General features: G+C 42.2%; 25 protein-coding genes and 2 riboswitches. Of the genes, 5 read left to right on the forward strand and 20 right to left on the reverse strand.

Going from position 1 to position 25746, the window contains the following annotated elements; translation table 11 throughout:
- Positions 1-14: 14 nt before the first annotated feature.
- From purF to JNO66_RS17980, 11 genes are all read right to left on the reverse strand, one after another.
- Positions 15-1427, reverse strand: coding sequence for an amidophosphoribosyltransferase (gene purF / locus JNO66_RS17930; protein WP_203090569.1), 1413 nt, complete (start codon positions 1425-1427; stop codon positions 15-17).
- Entirely contained in the window at positions 1412-3628 is a 2217-nt protein-coding gene (gene purL, locus JNO66_RS17935; protein WP_203090570.1) for a phosphoribosylformylglycinamidine synthase subunit PurL, read from the reverse strand. The genes purF and purL overlap by 16 nt, the downstream gene beginning before the upstream one ends.
- A complete protein-coding gene (gene purQ / locus JNO66_RS17940; protein ID WP_203090571.1) occupies positions 3612-4295 on the reverse strand; it encodes a phosphoribosylformylglycinamidine synthase subunit PurQ in 684 nt (227 codons plus the stop codon). Before purQ ends, purL begins: the two co-directional genes overlap by 17 nt.
- Positions 4292-4543, reverse strand: a complete 252-nt coding sequence (gene purS / locus JNO66_RS17945) for a phosphoribosylformylglycinamidine synthase subunit PurS (protein WP_203090572.1) — start codon at positions 4541-4543, stop codon at positions 4292-4294. Before purS ends, purQ begins: the two co-directional genes overlap by 4 nt.
- Complete coding sequence (gene purC / locus JNO66_RS17950) at positions 4543-5253, reverse strand: phosphoribosylaminoimidazolesuccinocarboxamide synthase (RefSeq protein WP_203090573.1); 711 nt, start codon at positions 5251-5253, stop codon at positions 4543-4545. Before purC ends, purS begins: the two co-directional genes overlap by 1 nt.
- Before the next feature lie 20 nt (positions 5254-5273).
- Positions 5274-6569, reverse strand: a complete 1296-nt coding sequence (gene purB, locus JNO66_RS17955; protein ID WP_203090574.1) for an adenylosuccinate lyase — start codon at positions 6567-6569, stop codon at positions 5274-5276.
- A gap of 30 nt (positions 6570-6599) precedes the next feature.
- Positions 6600-7733, reverse strand: coding sequence for a 5-(carboxyamino)imidazole ribonucleotide synthase (purK, locus tag JNO66_RS17960; protein ID WP_203090575.1), 1134 nt, complete (start codon positions 7731-7733; stop codon positions 6600-6602).
- Positions 7730-8215, reverse strand: coding sequence for a 5-(carboxyamino)imidazole ribonucleotide mutase (purE, locus tag JNO66_RS17965; RefSeq protein ID WP_203090664.1), 486 nt, complete (start codon positions 8213-8215; stop codon positions 7730-7732). Before purE ends, purK begins: the two co-directional genes overlap by 4 nt.
- Before the next feature lie 135 nt (positions 8216-8350).
- A riboswitch (purine riboswitch) is annotated at positions 8351-8452 on the reverse strand.
- Positions 8453-8529: 77 nt separating this feature from the next.
- Positions 8530-8730, reverse strand: coding sequence for an NETI motif-containing protein (locus JNO66_RS17970; protein WP_203090576.1), 201 nt, complete (start codon positions 8728-8730; stop codon positions 8530-8532).
- Positions 8731-8874: 144 nt separating this feature from the next.
- Positions 8875-9435 (reverse strand): isoprenylcysteine carboxyl methyltransferase family protein, encoded by a 561-nt coding sequence (locus tag JNO66_RS17975; protein WP_246483343.1) that lies wholly within the window; start codon positions 9433-9435, stop codon positions 8875-8877.
- Entirely contained in the window at positions 9432-10532 is a 1101-nt protein-coding gene (locus JNO66_RS17980; protein WP_203090577.1) for a type III polyketide synthase, read from the reverse strand. The genes JNO66_RS17975 and JNO66_RS17980 overlap by 4 nt, the downstream gene beginning before the upstream one ends.
- 126 nt (positions 10533-10658) lie before the next feature.
- On the opposite strand from JNO66_RS17980, the gene JNO66_RS17985 reads away from it, so the two are divergent.
- On the forward strand, positions 10659-11219 hold the full coding sequence (locus JNO66_RS17985) for a GNAT family N-acetyltransferase (RefSeq protein ID WP_203090578.1): 561 nt from the start codon (positions 10659-10661) through the stop codon (positions 11217-11219).
- Between the two features lie 45 nt (positions 11220-11264).
- On the opposite strand, the gene JNO66_RS17990 is transcribed toward JNO66_RS17985, so the two are convergent.
- The 7 genes from JNO66_RS17990 to JNO66_RS18020 form a co-directional block, all read right to left on the reverse strand.
- Complete coding sequence (locus JNO66_RS17990; protein WP_203090579.1) at positions 11265-12566, reverse strand: NCS2 family permease; 1302 nt, start codon at positions 12564-12566, stop codon at positions 11265-11267.
- Between the two features lie 93 nt (positions 12567-12659).
- Positions 12660-12759, reverse strand: a riboswitch (purine riboswitch).
- Between the two features lie 137 nt (positions 12760-12896).
- Positions 12897-14615 carry a 5'-nucleotidase C-terminal domain-containing protein gene (locus JNO66_RS17995; RefSeq protein WP_246483344.1) on the reverse strand — a complete coding sequence of 573 codons (1719 nt, stop codon included), beginning with the start codon at positions 14613-14615 and terminating at the stop codon, positions 12897-12899.
- Positions 14616-14766: 151 nt separating this feature from the next.
- On the reverse strand, positions 14767-16308 hold the full coding sequence (gene guaA, locus JNO66_RS18000; RefSeq protein WP_203090580.1) for a glutamine-hydrolyzing GMP synthase: 1542 nt from the start codon (positions 16306-16308) through the stop codon (positions 14767-14769).
- Between the two features lie 215 nt (positions 16309-16523).
- Positions 16524-18719, reverse strand: coding sequence for a transglutaminase TgpA family protein (locus tag JNO66_RS18005; protein WP_203090581.1), 2196 nt, complete (start codon positions 18717-18719; stop codon positions 16524-16526).
- Between the two features lie 18 nt (positions 18720-18737).
- On the reverse strand, positions 18738-19895 hold the full coding sequence (locus JNO66_RS18010) for a DUF58 domain-containing protein (RefSeq protein WP_203090582.1): 1158 nt from the start codon (positions 19893-19895) through the stop codon (positions 18738-18740).
- A complete protein-coding gene (locus JNO66_RS18015) occupies positions 19892-20848 on the reverse strand; it encodes an AAA family ATPase (RefSeq protein ID WP_203090583.1) in 957 nt (318 codons plus the stop codon). Before JNO66_RS18015 ends, JNO66_RS18010 begins: the two co-directional genes overlap by 4 nt.
- A 155-nt stretch (positions 20849-21003) precedes the next feature.
- Complete coding sequence (locus JNO66_RS18020) at positions 21004-21567, reverse strand: thioredoxin family protein (RefSeq protein ID WP_203090584.1); 564 nt, start codon at positions 21565-21567, stop codon at positions 21004-21006.
- A 218-nt stretch (positions 21568-21785) separates the two neighbouring features.
- Here JNO66_RS18020 and JNO66_RS18025 point away from each other — a divergent pair, with 218 nt between their 5' ends.
- Together JNO66_RS18025 and JNO66_RS18030 are read left to right on the forward strand one after the other, a co-directional pair.
- A complete protein-coding gene (locus tag JNO66_RS18025; RefSeq protein ID WP_203090585.1) occupies positions 21786-22337 on the forward strand; it encodes a GbsR/MarR family transcriptional regulator in 552 nt (183 codons plus the stop codon).
- 92 nt (positions 22338-22429) lie between these two features.
- Positions 22430-23380: a metallophosphoesterase gene (locus JNO66_RS18030; RefSeq protein ID WP_246483354.1), complete on the forward strand. Its 951-nt coding sequence runs from the start codon at positions 22430-22432 to the stop codon at positions 23378-23380.
- Positions 23381-23445: 65 nt separating this feature from the next.
- Here JNO66_RS18030 and JNO66_RS18035 read toward each other — a convergent pair whose 3' ends face one another.
- Entirely contained in the window at positions 23446-24018 is a 573-nt protein-coding gene (locus JNO66_RS18035; RefSeq protein WP_203090587.1) for a YdcF family protein, read from the reverse strand.
- A 344-nt stretch (positions 24019-24362) separates the two neighbouring features.
- On the opposite strand from JNO66_RS18035, the gene JNO66_RS18040 reads away from it, so the two are divergent.
- The gene (locus JNO66_RS18040) at positions 24363-25202 is read left to right on the forward strand and encodes an N-acetylmuramoyl-L-alanine amidase (RefSeq protein WP_203090588.1); all 840 of its coding nucleotides are present in this window, start codon (positions 24363-24365) and stop codon (positions 25200-25202) included.
- 88 nt (positions 25203-25290) lie between these two features.
- A complete protein-coding gene (locus JNO66_RS18045; RefSeq protein WP_203090589.1) occupies positions 25291-25476 on the forward strand; it encodes a sporulation protein YjcZ in 186 nt (61 codons plus the stop codon).
- A 35-nt stretch (positions 25477-25511) separates the two neighbouring features.
- Here JNO66_RS18045 and JNO66_RS18050 read toward each other — a convergent pair whose 3' ends face one another.
- Positions 25512-25745: a hypothetical protein gene (locus JNO66_RS18050; protein ID WP_203090590.1), complete on the reverse strand. Its 234-nt coding sequence runs from the start codon at positions 25743-25745 to the stop codon at positions 25512-25514.
- Position 25746: the final 1 nt, after the last annotated feature.

The following is a 25746-nucleotide window of genomic DNA, read 5'->3' on the forward strand; positions in this document are numbered from 1 at the left end:
GCTGCCTCCCTTTATTACACCTTTGCGTGTGGATGAACTGTATCTGCGTAAATTTCTGTAGGATATTCTCCTGTGAAACAAGCCAAGCATTGACCACAATTACTCATCTCTGGATTCCGTCCAATTCCCTTCATTAAACCGTCCGTACTTAAAAAGGCTAAGCTATCTGCACCCATCATGTCTCGCATCTCGTCTAGCGAATGCTGCGAGGCAATCAGTTCTGAAGTGGTAGATGTATCAATCCCGTAGAAGCAAGGATGCTTAATTGGAGGAGAACTGATACGCACATGAACCTCAAGTGCGCCGGCTTCCTTTAACATGTTCACAATTCTACGACTTGTTGTTCCACGAACTATCGAGTCATCTATCATAACCACTCGTTTGCCTTCAACTACACCACGAACGGCAGAGAGCTTCATCTTCACACCTTGTTCACGTAGCTCCTGCGAAGGCTGAATGAAGGTACGTCCAACATAGCGATTCTTAATTAACCCGAGTTCGTACGGGATCCCCGTTTGCTCTGCATATCCAATGGCTGCTGAAATACTAGAGTCTGGCACACCTGTCACCACGTCTGCTTCAATTGGCGCTTCAATGGCAAGCTGTTTCCCTAGCTGTTTTCTTGCTGTATGAACGTTAATCGTTTCTACGTTACTATCAGGGCGAGCAAAGTACACATACTCCATGCTACAGATCGCAGGATTTGGAGATTTGTCATATTGTTCACTACGTAATCCATTGTCATCAATGATGACCATTTCTCCAGGTAGTACGTCGCGTTCATAGGTTGCACCGATGATGTCAAAGGCACAGGTTTCAGAAGCGACAACGTACGCCTCACCAATGCGACCAATCGCAAGTGGTCTCAGTCCGTTTGGATCCATAGCAACAATGAGTTGATGTTCATTCATCACCGCAAATGCATAGGCTCCTTTGAGCATAGCAAGCGCGTGGCGGAATTGGTCTTCTAAAGACCAATAGCCACTACGCTTAATGAGGTGCGCGAGTACTTCTGTATCAGATGTTGATTGAAAGATACTTCCTTGGTTTTCAAGCTGAAGCTTAAGGTTATTGGCATTCACAATGTTTCCGTTATGTGCAATGGCCAGTCCGCCTACCTGTGAGCGAAACATAAGTGGTTGGACATTCGCGAATCCACCGCCGCCAGCCGTTGCGTAACGAACATGACCGATCGCCGCCGAGCCGTGAAGAGAATGTAAGGTTTGTTGGTCAAAGACTTCATTTACAAGTCCTAGGCCTTTATGAACATTTAACGTGTCTCCGTCAGAAACAACGATACCTGCTCCTTCCTGACCACGATGCTGAAGACTATGCAAACCATAGTACGTAATTTGCGCTGCGTCCTTATGTCCCCAAACAGCAAATACTCCACACTCTTCATTTAAGCCTTTTATTTCAGCAAACATGGAATGGCTCCTTTCCAAGCCTTAACGATTTCTTCTTGAGACAGATCGAGAACAGCCTTGCCATTCTCATCACATACGACCAATTGATTTTCATTTGTTACTTCACCAATACATTCTGCATCCACAATCGCTTCAAATGCTGTGCGATGTTCAGGAGAAACGGTAACAACAAAACGAGATTGACTCTCTGCAAAAAGATGAACCGGGTTTGTTCCTTCTTGTTGAACACGAACACCCACGGTACCAGAAGTCATCCCTTCTGCTAATGCAACCGCGAGTCCACCTTCAGACACATCATGAGCTGATGCAACAAGTCCTGATTGGATCGCTTTTAGAAGTTGTTCTAAACGAGCTTTCTCAAGTGACAAATCAATCTCAGGTGCCTTACCGAAAATACGTCCTTCTTGAAGCTTTTGAAGCTCACTTCCGCTAAATTCAGGCTTTGTTTCCCCAAGAAGATAAACTAGATCTCCTACTGCCTTGTAGTCCTGCGTAGTAATATGATCAAGATCTTCAATTAAACCAACCATGCCAATAACAGGCGTTGGATAAATGGCTCCACCCGTTGTTTCATTGTAAAGAGATACGTTTCCTCCAATAACAGGTGTTTCAAGCGTACGGCAAGCTTCACTCATTCCATCTGTTGATGTTTCAAGCTGCCAGAAGATCTCAGGCTTATCTGGGCTACCGTAGTTTAAGCAGTCTGTAACTCCAAGGGGTACGCCACCAGATGCAACGATATTACGCGCTGCCTCGGCAACTGCAATTTTGCCACCCACTTCAGGATCTAGGTATAGATAACGGGAATTACAATCTGTTGTCATTGCAAGTGCTTTACGTGTATCTCGGATACGCACAACAGCCGCATCAGAGCCTGGTGATACCACCGTATTTGTTTGAACCATATAATCGTATTGATCGTAGACCCATTCCTTACTAGCAATGGTTGGCTGAGCTAATAGATTAAGTAATGTTTCATTAAAGTCTTCTACTTTAGGTACATAAGTAGCTTGTTCTTGGAACTCCTTGTAATAAGCTGGTACAGATGAAGGCTTGTGATAAACAGGTGCTTCTTCAGCTAATGCATCTACAGGAACATCCGCTGCTACTTCACCGTTATGCATAAGACGAAGACGTTTGTCATCTGTTACATAACCAACTTCTGCCGAAAGAAGTCCCCAGCGATCCACGATTTCTTTAATTTCTGCTTCTCTTCCTTTTTTGACAACGATCAGCATACGCTCTTGGGATTCAGATAACATCATTTCATAAGCTGTCATGCCTTTTTCACGTTGTGGAATAAGGTCTAGATTCATCACAATTCCAGAACCAGCTTTACTTGCCATCTCTGCTGAAGATGAAGTCAGTCCAGCCGCACCCATGTCTTGAATTCCGACTAATGCGTCACTTTGAATCAACTCAAGGCATGCTTCGAGTAAAAGCTTCTCCATAAATGGATCTCCTACTTGAACGGCTGGGCGTTTCTCTTCTGAACTTTCACTTAACTCTTCAGATGCAAAGGTTGCACCGTGAATCCCATCTCGGCCTGTGCTTGCTCCAACGTACATCACTGTGTTTCCTACACCTTTTGCTTGGCCTTTTTGAATATCTTTGTGATCAATTAATCCAACACACATAGCATTTACTAGAGGGTTGCCTTCATAACAAGGATCGAATTGTACTTCTCCGCCAACTGTTGGGACACCAATACAGTTTCCGTATCCTGCAATTCCTGCAACAACCTCTTCAAAAAGGTAGCGTACCTTTGGAGACGTTAGTTCACCAAATCGAAGGGAATTTAAAATAGAGATTGGTCGTGCACCCATTGAGAACACATCACGCAAAATTCCGCCAACTCCGGTTGCGGCTCCTTGATATGGTTCAATTGCTGAAGGATGGTTGTGACTTTCAATTTTGAAAACAACCGCCTGCTCATCACCAATATCAATGATTCCAGCACCTTCACCAGGTCCTTGAAGAACTTTTTCACCTGTTACAGGGAACTTCTTAAGAAGTACCTTTGAGTTTTTGTAGCTGCAATGCTCTGACCACATAACTGAGAATAATCCGGTTTCTGTGTAGTTAGGGGTGCGTCCTAAAATCTCTTCAACAAGCTGGAATTCATCATCAGTTAAACCCATAGCCTGATACAGCTTTTCTTTTTTTACCTGTTCAGATGTTGGTTCAACGAGTAGTGACATGAGAGTCCCTCCAGTTTTTTAGAATAGATTGAAATAATGGTAGCCCTTGGTCACTGCCAAGAAGCTCTTCTACTGCACGCTCAGGGTGAGGCATCATACCAAGTACATTTCCTGCCTCGTTCACAATCCCTGCAATCTGATGACGCGATCCATTTACATTCTCGCTATATCGGAACACAATTTGATTATTTGCTTCAAGTGCTTGGTAGGTTTCCTCGTCACATTCATAGTTTCCTTCTCCATGTGCGACAGGGATCGTAATCTCTTGTCCCTTTGTATAAGCTGTTGTGAACAATGTATCTGCATTTTCTACTGATAGTTGTACTGGACGACAGATGAACTTTAGTCCTTCGTTACGCTTCATTGCACCCGGAAGTAAACCAGCCTCTAAGAGAACCTGGAACCCATTACACACACCAAGAACGGGTACGCCTGCATTTGCCGCTTCAATAACCGCGTTCATAATTGGAGCAAATCTAGCAATGGCACCTGAACGCAGGTAGTCACCGTGTGAGAAACCACCCGGCAAGAGAATGCCATCATACCCATCAAGTGAGGTATCGTTGTGCCACACGTAATCAACCTCTTCCCCAAGCTGGTCGCGGATAGCATGGTACATATCCGCGTCGCAGTTCGAGCCTGGAAATACTATGACCGCAAACTTCATGAAGAGACAACCTCCTCAATTTCATAGCTATAGTCTTCAATAACGGTATTCGCTAAAAGCTTCTCGCACATTTCTTTTACACGAGCGTCCACGTCACTTGTATCTGCAAGTGTCAGCTCCATGTATTTTCCGATACGTACTTCTTGTACTTCCTTATACTCCATCGTGTGTAGCGCATTTTGAACCGCTACTCCTTGTGGATCAAGAACACTTTCTCTTAACGTTACGTAGACTTTAACTTTATACATTATTGGCCTCCCAAGCGTGTTAGTATTTCCTGATATCCATCTTGCAAGTTTCCTAGATTACGACGAAACAGATCTTTATCTAACTTCTGGTTTGTTTTTATATCCCATAGGCGACATGTGTCAGGTGAAATCTCATCAGCTAAAAGGAGCTTTCCTTCGTTCGTACGACCAAATTCTAATTTAAAATCAACAAGCCTTACACCAATTCCTGCAAACAACTCTACTAATAACTCATTTACTTTTTTTGCTTGTATTTTAAGAGATTCAACCTCTTCGGCTGTTGCTGCTTCAAGGAGATACACATGATCCTCTGTGATGAGAGGATCTCCTAATGCATCATCCTTGTAATAGAACTCAACGATTGGTTCAACAAGTGGCGTGCCTTCTTCTATCCCAAGACGCTTCGCCATGCTTCCAGCTACGACATTGCGGACAACCACTTCAAGTGGAACGATCTCCACCTGACGCACAAGCTGCTCCGTGTCAGATAATCTCCGAATAAAGTGACTTTGAAGCCCTTTTTCATTCAAGTGAGTAAAGATTAACGTGGAAATTTCATTATTCAATCTCGCCTTACCTTCAAGCGTATCCTTTTTCTCTCCATTAAATGCTGTTGCATCATCCTTATAAGTGACCCAAAGAACACCCGGTTCAGACGTTTGATAAATTCGTTTTGCTTTTCCTTCGTAAAGCTGTTGCTGCTTTTCCATTGGTGTGGACCTCCTAAGGTTTACTGTAAGCCAAGGCGACTAAAAATCGTGTCTACATGCTTTAAGTGGTGCTCGTAGTTAAAGCATTCGTCAATTTCTTCCTTAGTTAGCACCGCTGTAATGCGCTCTTCTGCATCAACAAGCTCGCGGAATTGAATACCCTCTTCCCAAGCTTGTGTAGCTTTTGGTTGGACAAGATCATATGCTTCCTCACGAACCATGCCCTTATCAATAAGAGAAAGGAGTACGCGTTGAGAGTAAATCAACCCGTATGTACGCGTCATATTACGCTTCATGTTTTCAGGGAAAACTGTAAGATTCTTCACGATATTTGAGAAACGATTTAACATGTAATTCAGACCGATTGTGGCATCTGGTAAAATCACTCGTTCAGCAGATGAGTGAGAGATATCACGCTCGTGCCATAGTGGTACGTTTTCGTAGGCTGTCAGCATGTAGCCTCTAATTAAACGAGCAAGCCCAGTCATATTTTCAGAACCGATTGGGTTACGTTTGTGTGGCATCGCAGACGATCCTTTTTGACCTTTCGCGAAAAATTCTTCGACTTCACGCGTCTCACTCTTTTGAAGACCTCGAATCTCAACAGCAAATTTCTCTACAGATGTTGCAATCAGAGCAAGAGTTGCCATGTATTCTGCATGTCGATCACGCTGCAGGGTTTGAGTAGAGATTGGTGCTGCATTCAGTCCAAGCTTTTCACAAACAAGCTGCTCAATCTGTGGGTCAATGTTGGCATAGGTTCCAACAGCACCAGACAGCTTACCAAAACGTACACCTTCTGCTGCGTGCTTAAAGCGTTCAATGTTTCGCTTCATTTCCTCATACCATAAGCCAAGCTTCAAACCAAATGTGGTTGGCTCTGCATGAACTCCATGAGTACGGCCCATCATTACCGTGTATTTGTGCTCAATGGCTTTATTTTTTAAGATTTCAAGAAAACGATCTAAGTCAGCAGCTAAAATATCATTCGCTTGTTTAAGTAAATAAGAAAGGGCCGTATCTACAACATCCGTTGACGTCAATCCGTAATGAACCCATTTGCGCTCTTCTCCAAGTGTCTCAGATACCGCACGCGTAAATGCCACAACATCATGTCTTGTCTCTTCTTCAATTTCAAGAATACGTGCGATGTCAAAGCTCGCATGCTCGCGAATCTTTTGTACATCTTCCTTTGGAATCATTCCTAGCTCAGACCAAGCTTCACACGCAACAATCTCAACTTCTAGCCACGCATTATAACGGTTTTCATCAGTCCAAATGGCGCCCATTTCCGGACGAGTATAACGTTCAATCATGTAAGTAAGCCTCCATATAGTATCTATAAATTAGTTCATTGCTTCTTTTTTAAATTGCTCAAGCTGACTAAGTGCATCTTCTACTGTATCTGCAAGAACAGTTAGGTGACCCATCTTCCGTTTTTCCTTGGCTTCGGCCTTCCCATACAGATGCAGTGAAATATCACCTAGTAGATGTAGCTTCTCATATAAAGGCTCGATATCCTCACCGAGTAGATTCTCCATCACAACTGGCTTTAAAAGCTCCGTACTACCAAGTGGTAACCCACACACAGCTCTAATTTGCTGTTCAAATTGTGATGTCCGGCAAGCCTCAATCGTATAATGCCCTGAGTTATGTGGACGTGGAGCAATCTCATTCACTAGAATGTGTCCATCCTCTTGAACAAACATTTCAACTGCAAGTGTTCCAACTACTTCAAGGCCTTCAGCAAGCTTTAAAGCAATGGCTCGTGCTTCTTTAGCAGTTTCCGCAGAGATACGTGCTGGCACGATAGACTGGTGCAGAATATTGTTCTTATGAATATTTTCGGCTACAGGGAAGGTACTCGATTCTCCATTACGCGTGCGAGTCACAATAACTGAAACCTCACACTGAAATGAAATCCACCCTTCCAAAACAAGCTCGCCTGCTTGAATAAGCTCTGTCGCAGCCTGCTCTAGCTCTTCAAACGTATGAACAACAGCCTGGCCTTTTCCATCGTAACCACCTCGACACGTTTTCAAAACAGCCGGAAGTCCAACGGTTTCATAAGCTGATTGAATGTCAGAGAGTGACGAAACCTCTGCATAGGGTGCCACAGGTACGCCTAATGATTCAATTGTTCGTTTTTCTGTTAGTCGATGCTGACTGACCCGTAACACGTCAAACCCCTGAGGAAAATCAACATGTTCTGTCAGCCACTTCGCCGTTGATTCATCTATATTTTCAAACTCATATGTGATTACATCACTTACCTCTGCAAGCTTAGCTGCTCCGTCAAGATCGTCATACTTTGCTTCAATCACATGATCAGCTACTTGAGCACACGGGGAATCGTGTCCTGGTTCCAAAACCGCAATACGATAACCCATTTGCTTCGCTGATTGAGCCATCATTCTTCCTAACTGTCCACCACCGATCATGCCGATGGTTGCTCCAGGTTTTACTAATACATCGCTCATAGCGTATCACTACTCGCAAGGACTGCTTCTTCCTTTTCCTTACGCTTGGTTAGCACGGCATCCTGTACTGCTTGATTCGTTGTCCCAACAATTTGTGCTGCAAGGATTCCTGCATTAGTCGCACCTGCCCTACCAATGGCGACAGTCGCTACTGGAACACCGCCTGGCATTTGAACAATTGACAAAAGCGAATCAAGTCCATTAAGTGCCTTGGATTGAACCGGAACACCAATCACTGGTATTGGCGTTTTAGCAGCAACCATACCTGGTAGATGTGCGGCTCCTCCTGCTCCAGCAATGATAACTTTTAGCCCCCGTTCAACAGCTTGCTCAGCATATTGAAACATCAGGTCTGGTGTACGATGAGCAGAAACAACTTTCTTTTCATACGGAACATTTAACTCATCCAACATGTCACACGCGTGTTTCATCGTTTCCCAATCAGATGTACTTCCCATGATTACGCCAACTACTGGCTCCATCACCATCATTCACTCCCTCGTATGACTGCTTGTTTCAAACAAAAAAACGCAGAATCAGATCCTAATCTGCACAATGAGAGAAAGACAGCTAATTCCGCGCTTGACGCACCCTCACTACAAGAAAAAAGTAGACGAAAGCGCGATATCTTCCCTCATAGTCTGATAGTTTACGGTTATCAGGTAGAAACGTATGGGCCATATTCCCAAAATTATATGAGGTGTTATTTCGTTTTTTATCGACAATGCACATTAATCTTACAAGGTATCTTTAAGAGTGTCAACTAAAAGTCGAACGGTTATATCTAATTAAAGAATTATTGTTCGTCTTCCTCCAATATTCCTTCAAAAATAATCTGCTGATGGCTGATAACTGGAGTTTTTGAGCCATTTTCCTTAAAAACAGGCTTCTCCATCCGACGAACAGGACGATATCCCTCCTTCTTCATACGATCGAGGCAATCTGCTATACTCTCCTCTGTTCCAACACTAAATTGCTGTTTACGTTTCTTAGCCAACCTAACTCCCCCTAAATAATCTTCATTATAATTGTAGCATGAGGACCTCTTTCATTCGACAAAATGCAAAGATGTTAAATGAACTAGAACAGACTCAAATCATACAAAATCGGCGCCATTCCGAACGGATTGGCGCCGATTCTTTTACTTCTTTCGTATACTAATAAACCGTCTCACATGTTTAAATGTCTGCTGATAGCCATCTTCATGGTTAAGCGCCTCTTCCTCTGCTTTAATTCGAACACTTAGCATGGCTACATTTAACAGACTAAATACGATAGCCGTTACGTAGGCCTGGAAAACGAGTGGCAGGAAGAAAATCTCCAAAACGACGACCGCATAGTTAGGATGGCGAATCCATTTGTATGGCCCATGGTTCACAGGCTCCGCTCCAGGCAAAACGATAATCTTGGTATTCCAGCTTCTGCCGAGTGTGGCAAGTGCCCATACTCGAATCGCTTGTGCAATCAAAAAGAAAACAAGCGGCAAAATGCTCCACATTGTCCATTCTGATTGCCGAATCGTCACCTCAGTTAGTAATGAAAGGAAAAAACAAACATGAAGAGCAACCATGACAGGATAATGGTTCGCTCCTGCTTCAAACGCACCACGTTCCATCATCCACCGTTCATTTGATTTGGCTACTCCAACTTCAGCTAATCGTTGCACAACAACAAGTCCAATAAAGAGATAAACGAGTATCAATGAACCATTCCCTCCCATTCAACATGTACAAGCTCAGAGCAAAAGCCTGGTCCGAGTGCTGCAATTAACCCGCGATAACCGAGTGGTCTGTCTGCTTCCATAAATTCTTTTAACACATATAACACCGTAGGAGAGGACATGTTCCCATACTTTCGTAATACCTCTCTCGAAACGGCTGTTTTTTCAGTTGAGAACCCTAATGCTTTTTCATAGGACTCCAGCACCTTTTTCCCGCCTGGGTGTGCAATAAAGGCATCAATGTCAGAGAGCTGAACCTCCTCTGCCTGCAGAAATTCCTTCACATTAGGTTCAAGCCATTTCTCCACAATTCCCGGAATGCTTCGTGAAAAGACAACGTGTAAGCCCGAGTCACGCACATCCCAGCCCATCACATCCTCTGATTGAGGCATCAATGTTGATCTGCTACCTAGAAAACGTGGAGAGGTTTCTTTTACAAGATCAAAACGAAGTGGACTCTCATCTCCACCAATTAAAGCACAGGCCACTCCATCTGCAAAAAGCGAGGTCCCAATCAAGTTACTCTTAGAATGGTCATTCTGTTGAAAGGTTAGGCTACACAACTCCACACAGATGAGCAGCACATTTTCCTTAGGATGAGCCTGACAATATTCAAAGGCTCGACTTAATCCCGCAGCTCCTCCAGCACAGCCCAGTCCCCATATCGGAATTCGTTTCGTATGCTTATCGAATGAAAGATGATTCATCATTCGTGCTTCTAGTCCAGGTGTCGACATACCTGAACTGGTGACACAAATAATGGCATCAACCTCATCCACACCCACTCTTCTCTTTAAAAAGGTGCTGTCTTGAAGACAATTTCGGATTGCCGCTACACCATACTTAACAGCTAGTTCAATAAATAAGTCGTTTCGCTCTTTTAACGTATGTGGCGCGTGGAACCATTCCATCGGTGCCGCAAAATAACGCTCATCGATTTGGCCATTCCCAAATACGGTTAAGAGACGTTCAATATCCTCAAAGCTTTCACTAAATAACTCTCTCGCAAACTCCATCGTATCCTCTTGACGAAGCTTGTGTGGAGGCGCGTATGTACTAACTGAATAGATAGAAGGCATGTCTTGTCCACCTCACTCTTTAATACACTTATCGTGCCTCACAATAGGGAAAATATTCATTTTATTCTATTGGCAGGAACCTTTCATTCAAGTAAACTGAAGAGAACTGAAGATGAGGTGAACCGAATGAACCCCTTAATGATTGATTTTCCAGAAAGCTTTGAAACCGAACGATTATTGATTCGAGCTCCAAAACCGGGTGACGGTGCGAAAATGTACGAGGCGGTAAGCACATCGATTGAGGAGTTAAAACCGTGGTTACCTTTTGCTCATTTTGAACAATCACCAGAGCTCACAGAAGCAAATATTCGCGAAGCTCACGTAAACTTTTTAACCCGAAAAGACCTTCGCTTACTCGTCTTCCATAAAGAAACTGGAGAACTCGTCGCATCATCCGGACTCCATCGTATTGATTGGGATGTTCCAAAAGTGGAGATAGGCTACTGGATTCGAACGGATTATAGCGGAAAAGGCTATATGACTGAAGCTGTTCAGGGTATTACAGACTTTGCCTTTCAAGAATTAAATGCACGTAGAGTTGAAATTCGATGCGACGCGAAAAACGTGAAAAGCCGCGCGATTGCCGAGAGGCTGAACTTTGAACTCGAGGCAGTATTGAAGCAGGAAGCAAAGGCGATTGACAGTGATGAGTTACGAGATACATGTGTGTATGCGAAGATACGGTAACATCAAAAAAACCGCCTCTTTTTGGAGAGACGGTTTTTTATTTAATTAATGACTCAAAAATGCAAAGTAAAGAACAAATACAACAAATAGGAAGTACATAATCGGGTGCATTTTTTTCGCATTTCCACTCACAACCATTGTGATTGGATAAAGGATAAATCCAAGTGCAATTCCGTTTGCAATACTATACGTTAATGGCATTGCTACAAACGTAACAAAGGCTGGGATTGCCACTTCCATACGTGTCCAGTCAATAAAGCGTAGAGATGAGGCCATCATCACTCCAACAATAATTAATGCGGCAGCAGTCACATGACCCGTAACAACTGCTAGTAATGGGGAGAAGAATAGTGCTACTAAGAATAGAATTCCAGTGACAACCGCAGTAAGACCGGTACGTCCACCAACTGCTACACCAGAAGTTGATTCAACATATGCTGTTGTTGTTGATGTACCTAAAAGGGCACCAATCGTTCCACCACTTGCATCGGAGAATAGTGCTTTTCCTGCGCGTGGTAATTTATTATCTTTCACGAAACCAGCTTGGTTTGCAACAGCAAATAATGTTCCCGCTGTATCAAAGAATGTAACGAATAAGAAAGTTAAAATAGCAATACCCATTTGAGCACTAAAAATTTCAGAACTGCTAATGTCAAACGCTGCAAAAAGAGTTGGTGACAAGCTTGGAACTGACGCTACGATACCCTCAGGACGCCCTACTAAACCAAAGATAATACCAACTACAGCTGTAATAGCCAAACCATAAAATACGCCTGCTTTAAGACCCATAACCACAAAGATGGCAGTGAGAACAACACCAAACACAGCAAGTAATACAGGACCTGATGTTAAATCACCTAATGCAACAAATGTCGCTGGATCCGCAACAATGATCTCTGCGTTCTTTAAACCAATAAACGCAATAAATAGACCAATACCTGCACCTGCCGCATGCTTTAACTCTGCGGGAATTGCATTAATAATAATTTCTCTAATTTTAAATGCAGTAATAAGTAGAAAAATAATACTTGAAACAAATACAGCAAACAATGCTGCTTGCCAGCTTAAACCCATTCCAAGAACTACTGTATAAGCAAAAAACGCATTTAATCCCATTCCAGGAGCGACAGCGATTGGATAATTTGCAACAAGTCCCATGATTAGTGAGCCAATCATAGCAGAAAGAGCTGTTGCTACAAATACTGCATTCACATCCATACCAGCATCACCAAGAATCATTGGGTTTACGCCCAAAATGTATGCCATAGCTAGGAATGTAGTAAGTCCAGCAATTGCCTCTCTTTTAATAGTCGTACCTTTTTCCGTTAATCCAAAAAATCGATCCATGCTGCTCCTCCTTGGGGGTTTTCCCCATAAAAATAAGCTCCGAGCATCCTGCTCCGAGCGTACACATTATCAGCAAAATAGAAGACCTAACGTCCTCTATTGGGATAACATCGTAGTAAGCTCTTTAAGGCAGCTTGTAGAGACTCGCGGACCATATCTCCGCGAATATACGAACATGATATGTGGTTTGTTTATGAAACTGATTTTAGCAACCTTTATTCAATTTGTCAATAAAAACCGAACAATGAGTGCGATTTCATATGCATCATTCGGAAAACAAATAAAAACACACAAGAAGGGGATGACGTTCTTGTGTGTTTTACGAGATTGTTACTTATGGCCAATTCCTTCTGACAACTTGATGGTTCCACCTGCATAAATTAGGTCTTCGTCTTTAATGGTGGGATTCCACTCTATTAATGTAGTCCATGTTACATTTTCCCGTAATCCGATTTCAAACAGCGTATCGCCTGGCTGAATAACGTAAAGCGAAGAGTCTGACCCAGTTTGAGCAGAGTGATTTGAACCTTCCTTCTCATCCTCTCCGAATTGTATCCGGTCTTCAACCTTGGGCGAGACCTCACCCGCTTCTCTTAAGTACGAGATTAATAACTCATCTAGCGCATTATACTCATTAGTGACAGGGAGATCCGCCAATAGCTCATACTCGTCACCGCCACTAGCTAAAAAGTCATTGGTTGCAAGAGAATAGGTCTTGGTTAGGTCCAGTGGCTCTCCGTCTACAGTGACTGAGTGAACACGAGTTCTTGGTTCCTCCGCTTCATCAATATAAAACGAGAAGCCACTTATTTGGGGAAATCCTCCACTTGGCTCAGGGTACTCTTTTACTCCAATTTCCAAGACTTCCAGTAGCTGTTCACCTGTTATATCTTTTGTGACCCCGTAATTTCCAAATGGTGAGACTTCCACAAGATCCCCTTTTGTGATCGTACCCGCAGCGACAGAAGCTCGAATACCCCCTCCGTTTGTTAAGGCAATGTCTGCGTCAGTCGATTCACGTAATACGTCAGCAATGAAATTACCGAGGTTTGTTTCTTCTACTCGCACCTGTTCACGTTCCCCGTTTAGCTCTACTTTTGTTTCACCTACCGGTTCTGCTAGAATCTCTTGCTGGGCTTCTTCTAGCTCTTCCAATAGAGATTGCATCTCTTGATCTGGTTCAATCTCTTCAACCTCAGTCTGATTGATTAAACGTGCGGTTCGATCAATAAGTTCACCGTCCTCCACAACAAGTTCAACCACACCAAGATTTTGGACATATTCCCCGGCACTAGCAATCAGCGTTTCATTCCCTGCCTCCATCCCAATCTGTAGTTCGGAATGACTGTGTCCATCAATGATCACGTCAATACCCGGAACATCTTCTGCTACTTTCTCACTTGTGAATTCGCTCGACTTGTCGATACCGAGATGTGCCAATGCAATAATTAGATCAGCACCCTCTTCTTCAAGCTGCTCGACCATTCGAATAGCGGCGATGGACGGATCTTCAAACGTTACATCACGCACATTGTTTGGATGGGTTTTATATTCCGTTTCTGGAGTGGAAAGGCCAAAGATGCCTATCTTGACTCCATTTACTTCTTTTATCAGATAAGGATCAAAGAATATCTCTTGCTGATCATTTAAAAGGTTAGCCCCAAGGATCGGAAAATTTAACGTGCCTTCAAGTTCCTGAAGTCGCTCTAATCCATAATTGAAATCGTGATTCCCAGGGACAAGTGCATCATAGCCTAGCAAATTTAAGGATTGTGCAATCGTTTCACCTTCCTCAAGAGACGCAAATGTTGTGCCATGAAACGTATCACCTGCATCAAGTAAAAAGGAATGCTCGGATCGTGTTTCGTCAATGAGCGCTGCTAGCTTTGCATATCCCATGCCGTCAAATTCTCCCTCAAAGGCACGTCCATGTGCATCGTTCGTATGTAGGATCTGGATGGTTGTCTCCTCTGCCTTAGCCTCAGCACTTAACACAACAAATAGAATGCCCGTCAAACTTGCATAACGTAATAACTTCATTCGATTCATTTCCATTCCTCCTTTTTTATCTATGTCTAGTGTAGACTAGCAACATTAACCCCATGTATCAATTGGGATAATGTGATATTAAAAAATGACGAGCCTTCACAACAAAAAAGCCCCTGAGAATACTTTCTCAGAGGCAGATAACATTTCTTTCTTACTCCCACTCAATCGTGCTTGGTGGCTTACTCGTAATGTCATACACTACGCGGTTCACGTGAGCTACTTCGTTTACAATACGTGTAGAGATTAGCTCGAGTACATCCCATGGGATACGAGCCCAGTCACTTGTCATACCGTCAATTGATGTTACGGCACGGATACCGACTGTGTAATCGTATGTTCTCGCATCACCCATCACACCTACACTACGCATGTTAGGAAGGGCTGTGAAGTACTGCCAGATTTCACGGTCAAGTCCTGCTTTTTTGATTTCTTCGCGCAGAATGTAATCTGAGTCACGAACAATCGTAAGCTTCTCATCCGTAATTTCTCCAAGTACTCGGATACCAAGACCTGGACCTGGGAATGGTTGTCTCCAAACGATTTCATCCGGAATACCAAGCTCAGTTCCTACTTTACGAACCTCATCTTTAAATAATGCTTTTAGTGGCTCGATTAGTTCAAAACGCATGTCTTCTGGAAGACCACCCACGTTGTGGTGAGATTTAATCGTTTGAGCTGTATCAGTTCCACTTTCAATAATATCTGTATAAAGAGTTCCTTGTGCTAGGAAATCCATATCTTTAAGGTTTGCGGATTCTTCATCAAACACATAAATGAACTCGTTACCGATGATTTTACGCTTCTGCTCAGGATCAGATACACCCTGAAGCTTAGAAAGGAAACGATCGGCCGCGTCAATTTTAATGACGTTCATGTTGAATCCTTCGCTAAATGTCTTCATCACGCTTTCTGCTTCACCTTTGCGAAGAAGTCCGTGATCAATAAACATACACGTCAATTGATCGCCAATCGCTTGGTGCAGGAGAACAGCGACAACGGAAGAATCTACACCACCACTAAGTGCGCATAGTACATGCTTATCTCCAACTTGCTCACGGATTTTTTCCGTTTCAACCTCAATAAAGTTTTCCATTGACCATTCACCTTTTGCCTTACACACTTCAAAGGTAAAGTTCTTAAGGAGCTCGTCCCCAAACTCAGAGTGACGAACTTCCGGATGGAATTGTACACCATATAGGTTCGCTGCTTCATTACTCATTGCCGCAACTGGACAAGATGGATTGGATGCATCGACCACAAATCCTTCAGGTGGTGCCACAATCTTATCACCATGGCTCATCCATACGGATTGTTCAATAGGAAGTCCTTTAAATACTTCAGATTGATTTTGAACACTAATGATTGCTTTTCCATATTCGCGATGAGAAGCTGCTTCAACCTTACCACCGAAGTGCTGGGTCATTAACTGCATTCCGTAGCAGATCCCTAGAATTGGTACACCTAGATCATAGATTGCTGGATCACAGTGTGGAGATCCTTCCACGTACGCACTATTTGGTCCACCAGAGAAGATAATTCCTACTGGATTTAATTTTTTTATTTCCTCAGCTGTAATCTTGTGTGAGTGAAGCTCACTATACACCCCAAAATCACGGATACGTCTTGTAATCAGCTGATTATATTGTCCTCCAAAGTCGAGAACAACAATCATTTCTTGATCAAATTCAGTCATGATCTTCCATCCTTTTCCTATTAAATTGTACAATTCTGCCATGAAGTCATACGTAAAGAAAAAAGCTGATACTCTGCCTTATTGTGAATCTTTGGCAGAATACCAGCAGCTTCATATCAGAATGCACGTTGCATTGGCCTTAAGAAGTTAAAACATCTGATATTCGTAGCTTCTGCTATACACCGACTTATTTTAACAAGGCAAACCTTAAGTGGTCAAGGCTTGATTTTCATGACAATTCGTTCCCAATGCTGTCTTTGCCTAGCCCATGTATTAGCAGCCGGCTTTCCACTATATAATGTGCGCTCATACTCACTCGTTAATACACTCATATCGGAAAATCCAAATTGCTGATCAAAACGTGTTGCAAATTCACTTAATGTTTCGCTTGATTCTCTTTTGTAACCATTCAACTCAAGGAGCCATAATAGTCTCTCGTACGCTTGATTAAACACGCGATCGTCTTTTTTCGAACGATAATACAGTAAAACAAATGTAGTAATGAGTCTCTTACGATAGAAAAAGAATAACACGATGAGCGCAAGCAGGATCAAGGCTGTTACCCATAATCCAACTGGTGAAGAAGGAGTACTTTGGTCCTCTGCAACAGCAGCCTCCGTTTGATCTTCCTCTTCCACCTCTTCCTCTACTTCATCTTCAGTTACTTCTTCTGTTTCTTCTTCCTCTTGGCTTGTTTCACGATCAGGTGCCTCTATCGGATCCGCTTCATTTTCAAATTCTTGATCAAATGAGTACGTATTGGTAAAACCTTTAGTTGGTTCAAAGGCAACCCAGCCTTCTCCCGGAAAGTAGACCTCTACCCATGAGTGAGCGTCTGAATTAGAAATCGTATAGCTGTTTGCCTCGTCCCCCACATCAACCATTGTACCTGCAGTAAAACCCTTGACCCATCTAGCTGGGATATCAAGTGTCCGTAGTAGAACAATCATAGATGTAGAGAAATTGTCACAATAGCCTTGCTGCGTTTCAAAAAGAAATTGATCAACGTAATCCTGACCTGCCGCAGGAACGGCAACATCCTCCGTTTCATACGTAAATTCAGGACCCCGAAAGTGATCTTCTATCGCTTTTGCTTGATCGTATCGATTTGTTGCATCGGCTGTCAGCTCCTCCGCTAACTCAAACACTCTTTCTGGAATGGTATCGGGGAGCTGAGTGTAATACTCATGTATTTCTGAATTATTATCCGATCCATTTACATTTCTAAGACCATCAATATTGTAACTTGTATCTACATACTCAAAGGTATATTCCTGAGGGGAAAGCGCCTCTCCACCAGAGAGAATTTCAGCTTTTTCCGTGAACTCATCTAAAACTACAGGATCGTTTTGATGCTCCTCAATCGTTTGAGAATACCATTCGCCTGGGTAAAACATGTGTGAAAATCGCATCTCATTGTACATCTTTACATTTGCTTGTTTAATGGTACGTTCAGCGGCTTCTGTCGTTCCAAAGTTATTGGTACCCCTGTATCCTCCAGCAGCTGTAGTTCTTTGCTCCCATCCAGCTCCAGTATAAAAATCTTTCGTCTCACCTCTCCAGTAGACTCCTCTCTCTACTGTTGCACGGAAGACTGGTGTATCATCATCAATAAAACCACCGCCAAGCCGCTCATCGTTATTTCCATATCCAATTCTGCGGGGGCCACCTTGACCCATTCCTTCACCTGAGACTGCAGCCTGGAGAAACGGAACAGGGTCGTCCCACTGAGGGACAGGCTTTGGAAGAATCAAACTAATAAAACCTGTTACAACGAATAATCCTGTAATCACCAGTCCCATTCGAATCGGCAATAAGCGTGGAATATTCGCATAACGATTCGCTTCAATTGTTCGATACATGTACATAAAGCCAAGCAACAAAACCCCAATTCCTATGACACGAACAATGGCAACAGTTGCATCGTAGATCGTGAATGTATCAATAACTGTGACATAAAGTACGGTTGATAAGAGAAAAAAGAAGATTCTTCTCAAATAAACCGTCCAGTAAAATAACAGAAAACTCATGATTGATAGCAGGATAAGAAACAAAAAGCTACGAAATACGTCAGATAAGTCATACCAATTCCCGGTTAAAATACTCCATATACTTGTGGTTAAGTCTGAGAAAAACAATGGAATCCACTCAATTGGAGTGGTTCCTCCTGCTGGAAATAATACATATAAGCTTCCTAAGATTATAACCACTCTAGCTAGAAAACTAACAATAAGTGGTGTTTGTAAAAAAGAAACAACAAAAAAGAGAAATGTGGCAATCAAAAAAAATCTGATTGAGCCTGTGTCTGTCATCAGCGGTAAAGGTAACAACCACTCCAGTAGTAGCAAGAAGCTTAAGCCGTAAAGGAATCCATCTCTACCATAATGGATATGTTTTCTTCTTTGATTCAATAGATACCTTCCTCCTTGCTAAGACGTCATGTAGATTGGTTCAATGCCTTTTATGCGAAGCTGTTCTGCCAAGCTAATTTGATCAGGTTCAAACTCTAAAAGGCAGACCTTTACTTCGATACCCTCTAAGGCGAGTCTTTCAATCGTATGAATCACCTGTTGATCCAACTCTGCACAGATATAAATAACCGTTTGATTGGTCCATTGTCTATAAATTGGGTGGATTATTGGTGCTGGTTGTTGATTCGCTTGAATAGATGCAAGCATCCTCAAGACCTTTTCCCACGTAAAAGCCTGCAACTCTTCGGTTATCCAATGTTGATTCTTATGAAAGGCAGCTAATTGACTTTCAACGTTCGCTTGAATAAATGTCGACGCAATGGATGCAACCTGTTCTACGACATCTTCAAATTGTTCTGGTTTGACTGTTGATCGATACGGATCAAACGCAATAATTGTTCGCTTGCCTTCGTAGGTTTCAAACTCTTTCGTCATAAGTTCCTTTCTTCTAGCCGATTGCTTCCAATTAATACTTGTTAACCGGTCTCCTGGAACGTAACTCCTTACGCCTGCAAGGGATCTCTCTTCGTCTTTAAATGAAGATGTTGCAGACACTCCATTTGAATGATTCGGTGTTTGAAAGGCTTGAACATCTCCAAGCTGATAGTATCTCGGATAGACAACAAACTCTGTTTCCACCCTGATCTTCTGCTTTCGTTCGAACCATCCAAAAAAATCACTAGATGTCAGATGAATATCATGAAAGACATAAGAACCCCTTTTTAAACTTGATAAACGATACGTAAAGGTTAAGGTTCTAGCAGCTGTGAAGAAGAACATAGCTCGCGTGTCAGTTGCCTGTCCAAGATGAGAAGGAACAACATCCTCTACAGTTAAATACATAAAAGGTTGAAACCTATGCTTCTTAACTGTAATGGTCACCTCAACCGCTTCACCCGAATAACACGTCGATCTACCTAATGTGCGGCTTGGTGTAAAGGTAGCAGGAATGAGAATGGAGATGGTCATAACAAGTCCTACAATCATCACACTATAGAACAAAAACCAACTCACAAATCCCCCTTGAAACATCGCGTAGGCGAAGCTTCCTCCTACTACTAGTACTCCTGCTAGTCCTTTTAAAAACGTTTGAATGAAAAGTCTCCTCTTCCTCACGAAGAAGTAAGCCTCCTTTTTGGAACAGGAACCCGTATTCGATTAATCAATTTTTCAATCACTTCGTGTGCTGACACACCACTCATTCGCGCCTGCGTGGAAAGCGTTAAACGGTGAGATAATACAGGAATAGCCAAATACTTAATATCGTCAGGTAGCACATAGTCTCTTCCATTAACGAGTGCAAGTGCTTTAGCTGCCTTTAATAGAGCAATTGAGCCACGAGGACTAACTCCAAGACTAATTAATTCATCATTTCTCGTTTCTTGCACAATTTGAACGAGGTAAGACTTCATGGCTTCATCAATATAAACCGATCCCACCTGTGCTCGGAGTTCTAGTAAATCGGCTGTATCCAGTACTGGTGTAATCTGATCCAAAGGGTGATGGTTCTCTAAGCGATTTAATATGTCTAATTCTTCATCTGGATTTGGATACCCAAGCTTAATTTTTAGTAGGAATCGGTCTAACTGTGCTTCAGGTAGAGGAAAGGTCCCTGCATATTCAATTGGATTTTGTGTAGCCATAACAAAGAATGGTTGTTCAATCGCATGTGTGTCTCCATCGATTGTGACGTGCCCTTCCTCTAGCGCTTCAAGTAAAGAAGATTGTGTTTTCGGAGATGTACGATTAATTTCATCGGCGAGAACAATGTTTGCCATAATCGGTCCTCTTCTAAATTCAAACTCTTGCGACTTTTGATTATAGATCGATACACCTGTAACATCAGAAGGCAGAAGGTCTGGAGTAAATTGAATTCGTTTAAAATGTGCTCCAAATGATTTGGCAATGGCTTTCACCATCACTGTTTTACCCACTCCAGGAACATCCTCTAGAAGGACATGCCCCCCTGCTAGTATCGCAACTAAGCTCAGGCTAATTTCTTGTCGTTTTCCCACAACCACACGCTCGATATTCTCAATAATCGTTTCTATTTGTTTTGCTGCATGCATAAGCTGCCTCCTCTCATATCTAACAAGATCAAGATTTTAGGTACACGACGAGTTGACGTATATGTAAGCGGGTACGTTTCACTCTATGCAAACAACGAACGGTCCCTCTTTGGGATCGTTCGTCTCATTAGCTTGTCCAAGGCTATTCGTCCTGCTTAAACCGTTTTTTGAAGAGCCTTTAAAAGATCATTTTTTATCCAGTCCCAGCTAGTGTGGTCCTCTGTATAGGTGTTTGTCATATCTTTCACAAACTGTTTAAATGCAGCTTCATAACCCTCAGTTTCCTTCTCAGGCAACTGAGCTTTTTTCTTTGAAACAAACTCTTCAAGCTCCGGCGCTCTTGGACCCCATCTCATGACTTCTTTACCATCCTGATCAATAAGTACTATGATTGGAATAGACCTTGCCGTCCCGTTCGTTAAGTACTGGTCCATTAATTCAAGATGATCATCACGAATAAAATAACGTGTCTCAATGAGAGCTTCGTCTGCAATTCTCATGAAGATAGGAAGATTAACCATGGCATCGCCACACCAATCAGCAGTGATAATAAGTGCTCTGTATTTCTTAGGTTGAAGTAATTGTAAGGATTCCTTTTCAAATGGATCTAAATGAAAAGAGTTATATATTTTTAATAGATTCTCTTGATTCACTTGCATTGAATGGATATATGCGTAGCGACTTAATCCTTTTTCGAACCATTGATTTAATTCTTCCATAGTCTTGCCTCCTATCTAATTCTAAGGTCTATCGTACCATGACCCCCACTATCAGGCAAAAGAAAGAGACAACCTTAATGAAAATGAAATATACAATTGAATATCCTGTATGATGGAATTTAATCCATATATTGATTTTCGAATTAGCTAGTGTCTATACTTATGGCTACTAAACGATGAAAGTTATTCATCTTTTTCATAAATATGAGGTGATTTTATTGAACGCTGATAACTTAAGTAATGAAATGACTGCCACTCACCAGATGATTAAAAAAAGCTTGGCACAAACAGTTGAATTGTATGGGGGCAATCGTTCCCTAGGACAGATCTATTCTACTTTATACATTCACGGTGGACCGATGACTCTAGACGATTTAAAAAATCAAACAGGTATGAGTAAAGGAAGTATGAGTCTTGGAGTACGCAGACTATTAGATGACAAGCTAATCGAGCGTGTCTATAGACGAGAAGAGCGCAAGGATCTTTATCAGACGAGAGGAGACTTCTTTCAAGTCTTTTCTGCTTTTTTTACAAAGCTATGGGGTACTGACGTTGCTATAAATGTAGAAACCAACCAAAAAGCTCAGGTACAGTATGAAGCCGTACTGAGTGCACCTAAGTCAAAAGCGGATTATGAGGAGGCTTTACGCATGCTCAAAAAAACAAAAGAGGCGCTAACATATTACACGTTTTTACATGCATTAGTTGAAGACTTTCATTCAGGGGAATTCATTCAGTATTTAACAGAGAAATACAACTTAGATCAATAACGTTACTTTGCGTAACAACCAAACGATTATACATAACCAGTCCTCGTCCTGTTCATCCTAAGAATATGAATGGAGGTGCAGGGTTGAAAAAAATGACGCTTATGGGAACTCGCATCTGCTTAATCTTCTTTATTATAAGCATGATTACGGTTTGCCAATCATCAGTGGATCACGCAGAAGCAAGCTCAACATCCGACACCATTGTCTGGATGACGGATACACAATATTACGCAAAAGAATATCCAGAGATCTTTTTTAAAATGACCGATTGGATAAAGGAAAATCAAGTCCCTCATCAAATCAAGTATGCCGTTCACACAGGTGATATTATTGATCAGTATCAAGAAAAGGATCAATGGAAAACAGCACATAAAGCCTTAAAGAAGCTTGATCATTCACCAATTCCTTATGGTGTGCTTGCCGGCAATCATGATGTCGGTCATTCCAGAGTTGATTATGAAAAATATAGCCACTATTTTGGGGATAAACGATTTAAGCATCAAAAGGAATTCGCAGGATCGGATCAAAATAACCGAAATCATTTTGATCTTGTCACAGTCGGAGACCGGGACTTACTCATGCTTTATTTAGGATGGGGAATGACGGATAAGGATCTTGAGTGGGCTCATTCAGTGCTTAACAATTATCCGGACCGGATCGTATTTTTAAATGTTCATGAATACTTAAAAGCAGATGGAACCCGTTCTGAACAAGGCGAGCTTCTTTTTAAAGAGCTTGTAGCAAAGCACGCTTCTATTCACGTTGTGTTATGTGGGCACTATCACGGTGCGAATAAAAAAGTGGACCGCTTTGACGATGACGGGGATGGCAAGCCTGACCGTACGGTATACCAGTTACTTGCCGATTACCAAAGTGGCCCCATGGGTGGTCAAGGGTATTTACGCCTTTTGTCCATTCCATCAAACAGCACAGAGGTAACCGTAAAAACCTATTCTCCTTTTCTTGATCAGTACAATTTTTATAAGGATACTGAATTAGAGAAAGACCAATTTACGATCCATCTTCCTTTGTCTGTGAAATGAAACGTATGGTTTATAGAAAAGCATGAAGGCAAATGATTCCATCTAAGAATCATTTGCCTTCTTTATTATTTCAATAATAGATCAAGATATAGTTTTGTTAAGGCTGCATATTCTCGGACATGCATTTGAACAACTGAGATTTTTGGAGTTTTGCCAGGAAGTCCAGTTACATTCATACCTTGTTCTTCAGCCATAAGGACAGCTCGATATAGATGAAAGCTGTTGCTTACCACGATGCCTTTTGAATTTGAATCATCGATGAATTCCTTTGAATACTGGAGATTTTCATATGTAGATGTTGAACGATCCTCTAAATAAATCCGTTCCTCCTCAACACCAAGTAGTACAAGTCCACGTTGTATCGCCAATGCCTCAGATATTCCTTCATCAGGTCCTTGACCACCGGAAGCTATGGCAATGGTTTGCTCATTCTTTAATAGATACTCAGCTGCAGCATCAATTCGATATTGTAGACTTAACGATGGCTTCTCCCCTTTGACTCTTGCTCCAAGAATAATCAAGTAATCTGCTTGATCAGGTTGCTCCTGGTGACTATGTTGATAAATTTTGAATTGTAAAAAAAGAACATATAAAACAGCTAATCCAATTAATAGGTAAAGAGTAAACTTAACATACATCTCCACACATCCTTCTTTGTTCAAAAACGACGCTTTTTTGCAAATTTTTTAAAACCGTTCTTTTGTATATTCTATTATCCAATTATTGTTTATTACTAGTTCTTGAAGCAGGAGGGTCACTCCTTTATATTTTTCCCAATATTCAATCGTTTCCTTCTAAGTCGTCTCCTCCTTCAAAATCCTTACCTGTTACACGCTTTTAACTTGACATGAAAAGCATATCTATGCGGGACTTTCGACTCTTTCTTCGATTTTACTACGTTTCTCGCATTCTTTGAAACCATCACATGGTTCTGTATAATGAACCCACATTCTCGTATTAAAGTGAAAAAGGAGTTGAATCTGTGAAACAATTAAGCCGTCTAGTCGGTCTACTATTTTTAGTATTCATGATCGGATCCGTTGTAGCACCTGCCTTAGCACACGCTTCACAAACCGGGGTAGTTGATGTAGGAGGTACATTAAACGTTCGTGCCGAACCTTCTACATCCAGTAAGATTATAGGATCATTATCAAGAGGAGAAGAAGTTACATATGTTGATGTCGCAAGTGGTTGGGCATCGATTGATTATAATGGACAAACGGGTTACATAGCAACTGAATACCTTTCATCTGGTTCCTCAAATGGAGGAAGTTCAGCCTCCGTATCTGGACAAACCATTGTTATTGATCCAGGTCACGGCGGAAATGATCCAGGAGCCGTTGCTAACGGCCTTCAAGAAAAAGATGTTGTTCTGGATGTTGGACAACGAGCAGCGGACAAGCTTCGAGCGTCTGGAGCCAACGTCATCATGACACGGTCATCTGATCAGTTTATCGCCCTTGAAGAACGAGCCGCCATTGCAAACCGAGCAAATGCAGACATCTTTGTCAGTATTCATGCAAATGCAGCCGCAGCGACCAGCGCCACAGGAACTGAATCATATCATTTTCCAACAAGTACAAACGGCCGACGTCTTGCTGCGAATATCCAGAACGAGCTCGTGAGTCACCTAGGCACTCGCGATCGTGGGGTCAAGGATGCCAACTTTAGTGTCTTACGTAATACGGCGATGCCTGCAACCTTACTCGAGCTAGGTTTCATAACAAATGCTAGTGAAGCAGAACGAATGAAAGCAGCTAGTTTCAGAGAAAATGCGGCTAATGCCATTCATGATGGCATCCAAGTTTACTTTCGAAACTAGTTTACAGCTCGCCTAATTCTTTATTTAAGGCACACCAAACATAGGACCATTCCATATGTTGTACTAAAAGGAAAGGTGGTACATTCATATGGGTTACTATGGTGGAGGATACGCTCAGCCATTCTATGGTCAACCATATTACGGCTACGGAGCTCCTTGTCAGCCTTGTGGCTATCCAGGCTACAAAAAAGGCGGAGGTACAGGATTTTTCTTCGCACTAATCGTCCTTCTCTTCATCCTATTCGTCATTATTGGAGGAGTCGGTTATTACTAAAGAAAAAGGCTGTCAGTGTTCTGACAGCCTTTTTGTTATGACCGGTAGTATGGATAAGGGTACGGAGAGTAAGGCGGATAGGGATATGGATAAGGAGGATAATAATAACCGTATGGTTGAGGCTGGAAAAGTGTACTTCCAGCAAATCCTCCTAAGAAACCACCTAATAATCCACCGCCAAATCCACCACCGAACCCTCCAAAACCTCCAAATGGAGGACGACCATACCCAGGACGTCTGAATTGTCTTGAATGATTCATTGGATACATG

It is taken from the genome of Alkalicoccobacillus gibsonii (assembly GCF_016798245.1).
Taxonomy (GTDB): Bacteria; Bacillota; Bacilli; order Bacillales; family Bacillaceae_D; genus Alkalicoccobacillus; species Alkalicoccobacillus gibsonii.

Excerpts from the sequence above, each read along its gene's own strand:
- purF (WP_203090569.1), bottom strand. The coding sequence starts at position 1,427 with ATGTTTGCTGAAATAAAAGGCTTAAATGAAGAGTGTGGAGTATTTGCT.
- purL (WP_203090570.1), bottom strand. The coding sequence starts at position 3,628 with ATGTCACTACTCGTTGAACCAACATCTGAACAGGTAAAAAAAGAAAAG.
- purQ (WP_203090571.1), bottom strand. The coding sequence starts at position 4,295 with ATGAAGTTTGCGGTCATAGTATTTCCAGGCTCGAACTGCGACGCGGAT.
- purS (WP_203090572.1), bottom strand. The coding sequence starts at position 4,543 with ATGTATAAAGTTAAAGTCTACGTAACGTTAAGAGAAAGTGTTCTTGAT.
- purC (WP_203090573.1), bottom strand. The coding sequence starts at position 5,253 with ATGGAAAAGCAGCAACAGCTTTACGAAGGAAAAGCAAAACGAATTTAT.
- purB (WP_203090574.1), bottom strand. The coding sequence starts at position 6,569 with ATGATTGAACGTTATACTCGTCCGGAAATGGGCGCCATTTGGACTGAT.
- purK (WP_203090575.1), bottom strand. The coding sequence starts at position 7,733 with ATGAGCGATGTATTAGTAAAACCTGGAGCAACCATCGGCATGATCGGT.
- purE (WP_203090664.1), bottom strand. The coding sequence starts at position 8,215 with ATGGAGCCAGTAGTTGGCGTAATCATGGGAAGTACATCTGATTGGGAA.
- JNO66_RS17980 (WP_203090577.1), bottom strand. The coding sequence starts at position 10,532 with ATGCCTTCTATCTATTCAGTTAGTACATACGCGCCTCCACACAAGCTT.
- JNO66_RS17985 (WP_203090578.1), top strand. The coding sequence starts at position 10,659 with ATGAACCCCTTAATGATTGATTTTCCAGAAAGCTTTGAAACCGAACGA.
- JNO66_RS17990 (WP_203090579.1), bottom strand. The coding sequence starts at position 12,566 with ATGGATCGATTTTTTGGATTAACGGAAAAAGGTACGACTATTAAAAGA.
- JNO66_RS17995 (WP_246483344.1), bottom strand. The coding sequence starts at position 14,615 with ATGAATCGAATGAAGTTATTACGTTATGCAAGTTTGACGGGCATTCTA.
- guaA (WP_203090580.1), bottom strand. The coding sequence starts at position 16,308 with ATGACTGAATTTGATCAAGAAATGATTGTTGTTCTCGACTTTGGAGGA.
- JNO66_RS18015 (WP_203090583.1), bottom strand. The coding sequence starts at position 20,848 with ATGCATGCAGCAAAACAAATAGAAACGATTATTGAGAATATCGAGCGT.
- JNO66_RS18020 (WP_203090584.1), bottom strand. The coding sequence starts at position 21,567 with ATGGAAGAATTAAATCAATGGTTCGAAAAAGGATTAAGTCGCTACGCA.
- JNO66_RS18030 (WP_246483354.1), top strand. The coding sequence starts at position 22,430 with ATGACGCTTATGGGAACTCGCATCTGCTTAATCTTCTTTATTATAAGC.
- JNO66_RS18035 (WP_203090587.1), bottom strand. The coding sequence starts at position 24,018 with ATGTATGTTAAGTTTACTCTTTACCTATTAATTGGATTAGCTGTTTTA.
- JNO66_RS18045 (WP_203090589.1), top strand. The coding sequence starts at position 25,291 with ATGGGTTACTATGGTGGAGGATACGCTCAGCCATTCTATGGTCAACCA.
- JNO66_RS18050 (WP_203090590.1), bottom strand. The coding sequence starts at position 25,745 with ATGTATCCAATGAATCATTCAAGACAATTCAGACGTCCTGGGTATGGT.